The 3,976-nt window shown below is 51.3% G+C and carries 2 protein-coding genes; both read right to left on the bottom strand.

What is annotated here, in order from left to right; translation table 11 throughout:
* Positions 1-369: 369 nt before the first annotated feature.
* Positions 370-990 carry a 4Fe-4S dicluster domain-containing protein gene (locus tag C8D98_RS00010; protein ID WP_132870858.1) on the bottom strand — a complete coding sequence of 207 codons (621 nt, stop codon included), beginning with the start codon at positions 988-990 and terminating at the stop codon, positions 370-372.
* Positions 991-1,004: 14 nt separating this feature from the next.
* Positions 1,005-3,833: a molybdopterin-dependent oxidoreductase gene (locus C8D98_RS00005; RefSeq protein WP_132870856.1), complete on the bottom strand. Its 2,829-nt coding sequence runs from the start codon at positions 3,831-3,833 to the stop codon at positions 1,005-1,007.
* Positions 3,834-3,976: the final 143 nt, after the last annotated feature.

Below are 3,976 nucleotides of genomic sequence, written 5' to 3'. Positions count from 1 at the left end.
GTCAGCCCTACTCCTGTCATGCTCTGTTTGAACTGACCGGGAGTCGTCTGCATGGACCAGTTGTCGGGGGTTGTGTAGCCGTCCGCCTCAAAGGCGCTGGCAACACCGACCGAGCCAAGCAGAAGGACTGTTATAAACAGACTGCTCAACAAATGTCGCATGGTTCCTCCTTGTAGGTGATTTAATCAATACAAAACAAATGTACAAAAAATACAGCGTTTATCTTGATATTCAGGTCATTACCACCAAGCAAGTTAAGGAATGGTTAAGAAAGTTAAGAAATTATAATTGATATCGAAATTTTCTATAGCTGAAATATAGACAAAAAAAAGGCGGAGGAAATATCCTCCGCCTGATCTTAAGTGACGTTTATGCCTTCGGTTTGAAGAAGATCGAAGGTACGGTGTCGCCGGATGCCAGCGTGTTGCCGTTGGAGTCCTTATCTGTCTGCGGGAAGCCTACAACAGTGCGAACTGCTGTGGGATATTTCGCCGCGATGGCCTCGGCTGTGCCGAAATCAAGCGCACGCTGAGGACAGGATGCTACGCATGAAGGCTGAAGGCCTTCTGCCTGTCTGTCCCAGCACATTGTACATTTCTGCATGGGGTGAGCCACTGCCCAGCTTGCCTGTTTTACAGGTTCGCTTGCATCGTCGGCAAACTGAGGTGCACCATAAGGACACGCAACAGCACAAGCCTTGATGGACTGGCAGAGGTCACGGTTGACGATAACGATACCGTCTTCCGCACGCTTATAGATAGCTCCCACGGGGCAAGCCGCTGTACATGCAGGATTTGCGCAATGGTTGCAGGATACTACGAGGTTGAAAACCTTAACATCAGGGAACGTGCCGACTTCCGTGTCTGAAAGTCTTCTCCATCTTGCCTCGCCGGGCTTAACGTCGTTCCAGTCTTTGCATGCCACCACGCAGGCGTGACAGCCCATGCATCTATTCTGATCAAAGTAAAATGCCATCTGTTTAACAGCCATTTGAGTCCTCCCTGTTAAGCCTTAGTGATCTTCACACGGCAGTCGTTAGCAAGTGTCATACCCTGGCATATCCTTGAGGGACGTGCGTGGGTCAGTGTGTTGGCGCATCCGCCCACGTCCACACCGCCTTCTTTGCTGTGCCATGAGCCCTGTCCGATGCAGAGAACCTGCGCAGGAACACGGTTGGTCACAACAGTAGAAGCGTATATCTTGCCTCTGTCGTTTTCGATGAGCACTCTGTCGCCTGTTGTCAGACCAAGTGCGCTTGCATCGATCGGGTTGATCCACACGGGTTCATACACACCGTCTTCCCATGTCTTCACAGCGCCGTTGTTAGCGGCTTTTCTGGTTTCGGGAAGGAATGCGGGGTTACCGTGGATATCTTGTTTAAAGTTCTCGTTCAGGTACGCAACGCTGTTCAGAGTTGAGTGTGAACGATACATAACGTGCCATGTGTGCAGCGTATAGGTGTAGCCTGCCGCCTCTCTGTTTGTAAGGTCGGGGTGGCTTCCGTCCGCATGACGTCCTTCAACAGAGGGGATATACATGGGGATGGGGTATACGAATCTCATAGCGTTTGAGCCTGCGGGACGTTTTGCATCCCTTATCAGACCGCCGTTCTCAAGAGTACCGAAAGGATCGATGTTGTTGTAGTGACGTGCCTGATAGTCTTCCATCATCCACTGAGCATAGGCCTCAAATTTACCTGAGGGTGTGCTGAGGGGGTTAGCCGCAGGGTTGTTCCTGAACGACTGATATTTGATGGTTATAGGCAGGTTGCCTTTCCAGATACCCTTCTCTTTAAACTCGTCATAGCTGATGTTGTATCTGCCGGCAGTTACACCCGCAGCCCATCCGGCCGCAAGTCTGTCTTCCATTGTCTTGCCGTCTCTGTACTGAGCTTCAAGACCAAGTGAGCCTGCGATACCGGCGCAGATGTCATATTCAGATCTGACTTCGCCGGGAGCTTCGAGAACCTGAGGAACGCAAAGAACCTCTTCGCTGAACCAGCCGGTTGAAGCGCCGGGTTTTTCCATCTGCATTGTGCCGGGAAGAACATAGTCACACATCATAGCCGAAGAGGTCATGAAGTGGTCGCAAGTTACCAGCAATTCGCATTTTGTCTTGTCAGACAGAATGGATTTGGAAAGGTTTACGTCGCCGGACTGGTTCGCAAGAACGTTACCGGAGAAGTTGAAGATACATTTGATACCTTTCTGCAGAGCCTTTACCTGTCCGTCGTTCCAGCGTGATGTTCCGGTTCCGCCGTTTTCAACAGCGTCAAGCCAGATGAACACGGGAATTGTGTTCTTAGTATCGTTTGCATAGAAAGCTGTTGTGGTCATCTCTGTTGCGTCATACAGCACAGGTGTCATTGCAGCTGAAACGGGGTTGGAAAGACCCATACCGTTTGCGGGGCCGGATACCCAGCTCCAGGGCTGCATGCCGTAGCTGCATCCGGGTGCTCCGAAGTTCTTTGTGATTACAGAAAGAACTCTGAGCAGCCATACTGCCTGCTCGGACTCTGAGTGACGCTGGAAGCCTGAACCGTTCCAGATAGTACATTTCTTATCCAGAAGAGTGTCGGCCATTTCACGTATTTTCGCAGCGGGAACGCCTGTGATGGCTGATGCCCACTCGGGAGTTTTAGGAATCTGACCGTAAATAGGTGCACGTTTTCCGGCAAGAGGATCTGTCATGGGGCCGGAAGTGTTTACGTTATATCCGATAGTGTTGGGATAGATAGATGCTGCGCCGTTTTCAGCGTGCTGAACGTTACCCATTACATATGCGGAAAGAGATGCGCCGTTGGGAACAACGTATGTTCCTGCGGCAACTGATGCCTGATATGATGTTGCAGCGGGATCATCAAAGAAACCGTGAAGGTGAGATTTGATGAACGCTACGTCAAGGTCAACATTTCTTGTGGTAAGCAGGTGATGCATCATACCGAGGATAAGAGCGGCATCTGTTGTGGGAGCGAGTGTTACAAGCTCATCAGCAACTGTTGCAGCTGTTTTTGAAACTCTGGTGTCGATTGCGGTCATAGGAATGCCGCGCTCTTTAGCCTGAGTCAGATACCAGCCGGACTGTGTTCCCCAGATTGCCTCGTGGCCGTTGTATGACCAGAGGAAAACGTGTTCAGCGTTGACAATGTCGCCTCTGCTGTTTCCTTCGGGGATATATCCTGCGCCTTCGGTAAATGTTGCAACGTGGTCAAGAGCCGGCCATGAGTAGTCGTCTCTGTAGGGCAGTGAACCGCCGAGCATGTTGAAAAGTCTGCCCACGGATGCTCCGGCCCATCCGGTTGAGTCACCGGAACCGTAAATTGCGTGAAGTGAACGTGCGCCGTGAGTGTCAACGATACTCTTAAGTTTCTGTCCGATCTCTGTGAAGGCCTGCTCCCATGAGATTCTTACGAAACCGTTAACGTCGCCTCTGTTTCCTGTCTGCTTCAGAGGATACAGAAGTCTGTCCTGACGGTAGAACCACTGCTTTCTGGAGCGGCATCTTACGCAGGAACGTCTCTGGGGATCGTTTGCAGTCGTACCCAGTGAGTTATTGTCGGGGTTTTCATCTGTGACGATACGCTTTACAACGCCGTCCTTGATGTAATATTTGCTGGAACAGCGGCCGCCGCAGTTGTGAGGTGTTGATCCCATAACAGCTCTTTCTGTTATCTTGGGAACCTCAACTGTGGTGTCCTCTTCCATGTATGTCTTGCCGCCGCCTCCGCCGCCGCAACCATAAAGGGCGGCTGTAGCTCCCGCCACGCTCGCTCCCTTAAGGAACGTACGGCGGGTGAAGGATGTGCTGTTCAGAAGTTTCTCTTTAAAGCTCATTGTTTAACTCCCTATTTGCTGTACTGATTTGGTGCATGCGCTGTCTTATGGCATGTAAAGCAGGTTGTCTCCTGTACAGGGAAGTGACAGCCTGTGGTGCAGTGACGGTTAAGAGGCTCACGCCAGCCCGGTCGGTGGCTGGA

This window comes from Seleniivibrio woodruffii (assembly GCF_004339245.1).
In the GTDB taxonomy this organism is placed as follows: Bacteria; Chrysiogenota; Deferribacteres; order Deferribacterales; family Geovibrionaceae; genus Seleniivibrio; species Seleniivibrio woodruffii.
Note: the sequence above shows the minus strand (reverse complement) of the source record. Positions and strands in the feature narration are given on the sequence as shown.

Bases quoted from the DNA above. Each gene is read 5' to 3' on its own strand.
- C8D98_RS00005 (WP_132870856.1), bottom strand. From the start codon at position 3,833: ATGAGCTTTAAAGAGAAACTTCTGAACAGCACATCCTTCACCCGCCGT.
- C8D98_RS00010 (WP_132870858.1), bottom strand. From the start codon at position 990: ATGGCTGTTAAACAGATGGCATTTTACTTTGATCAGAATAGATGCATG.